This window comes from Pseudoalteromonas sp. ND6B, assembly GCF_000764215.1.
GTDB lineage: Bacteria > Pseudomonadota > Gammaproteobacteria > Enterobacterales > Alteromonadaceae > Pseudoalteromonas > Pseudoalteromonas tetraodonis.
Genome location: NZ_JQFL01000065.1, coordinates 1 through 1,468 on the forward strand (window position 1 = coordinate 1; position 1,468 = coordinate 1,468).

Genomic DNA, 1,468 nt, shown 5'->3' on the forward strand with positions numbered 1-1,468 from the left:
TCATCAAGGCAAGCACAGATGTAATTAAATGGGATTAGACCATTTATCTTGGCGGTTTCCACAATGCTGTAAAGGGTGGCACTAGCATGGGCACCGTTAGCCGTTTGGCTAAATAACCAATTCTTTCGGCCTATCACAAACGGTTTTACCGCGCGTTCTTGAATCGCCCCGTGTTTGCCAGAGACTCAATAACTTGAGAAACTGGAACTATGAAAAAATCAAATCGCTATACATCAGAATTTCGTGAACGTGCAATTAGGCTTGTTACCACACAACAGCATGAATACCCTTCTCTTTGGGCTGCGCTAGTATCGATTTCAGATAAACTGGGATGTACCCCAGAAACACTTAGAGCATGGGTCAAGAAATCTCAAGCTCAACCGTCTAAACCCTCTTCTAATACGCAATCAACTGAAGAACGCCTTGCCGTCTTAGAGCGCGAGAATAAAGAGCTCAAGCGAACGAATGATATCCTGAGGCAAGCTGCCGCTTTTTTCGCCCAAGCGGAGCTCGACCGCAAACAGAAGTAATAGTGGATTTTATTGATGCTTGCAGAGAGCATTACGGTGTCGAGTCAATTTGCAAGGAATTGCCGATTGCACCATCAACGTATTATTCTCATAAACAGATACAAAGAGAGCCTGAGCGACTGTCTAACCGCAAAAAGCGTGATGCTGAGCTGATAATACTCATTCGCGAAGTGTGGGAGGATAATATGTCAGTTTATGGTGCAAGAAAAATATGGAAGCAGCTACAGCTTGACGACCATCAAGTCGCCCGCTGTACAGTCGAACGATTGATGCGAGTTATGGGAATTCAAGGTGTTCGTCGGGGTAAAGCACATAAGACAACGATACCTGACGAGCAACAAGATAAGCCACTTGATTTAGTTAATCGTCAATTTACTGCTGAGCAGCCAAATCAACTTTGGGTAGCTGACATCACCTATGTTGCCACATGGAGTGGGTTTGTTTATGTCGCTTTCGTGATAGATGTTTTTTCACGATACATTGTAGGTTGGCGTGTATCAACGACAATGCACACAGAGCTTATTCTTGATGCGTTAGAGCAAGCTATTTGGCATCGTGGCAACCCCGAAGGGTTAATTCACCACAGCGACAGAGGCAGCCAATATTTGTCTATACGATACACTGAGCGACTTGCTGAAGCTGGAATTCAAGCGTCTGTAGGCAGTGTGGGTGACTCTTATGACAATGCATTGGCTGAAACAATAAATGGATTATTTAAAACAGAGATTATTCGCAGAAATGGCCCGTGGAAGAATGTTGATGCTGTTGAATACGCAACGTTAGAGTGGGTCAATTGGTTTAATAATCAACGCTTATTATCTTCAATTGGGTATATTTCACCAGCTCAATATGAAACAGACTACTATGATAATTTAAACGAGTCAGGTAAAGTGGCCTGACTTAAACAAACTGGTCTCCGATGAACTCGGGGCGATTCA

The 1,468-nt window shown here is 43.6% G+C and carries 1 protein-coding gene, 1 pseudogene and 1 other annotated feature; of the genes and pseudogenes, one reads left to right on the top strand and one right to left on the bottom strand.

Annotated elements, in window-relative coordinates:
- Positions 1-158 (bottom strand): annotated as a pseudogene (locus ND6B_RS20200) (IS66 family transposase); the annotation flags it as partial.
- Positions 159-209: 51 nt separating this feature from the next.
- Here ND6B_RS20200 and ND6B_RS04450 point away from each other — a divergent pair.
- Positions 210-1,429, top strand: a protein-coding gene (locus ND6B_RS04450; protein ID WP_223230517.1) for an IS3 family transposase whose coding sequence is annotated in 2 segments (ribosomal slippage) — positions 210-498 and positions 498-1,429 — 1,221 coding nt in all. Because the reading frame shifts where the segments join, the coding sequence is not laid out codon by codon here.
- Positions 488-604 (top strand) — a sequence feature (AL1L pseudoknot). It overlaps the preceding gene by 117 nt.
- Positions 1,430-1,468: the final 39 nt, after the last annotated feature.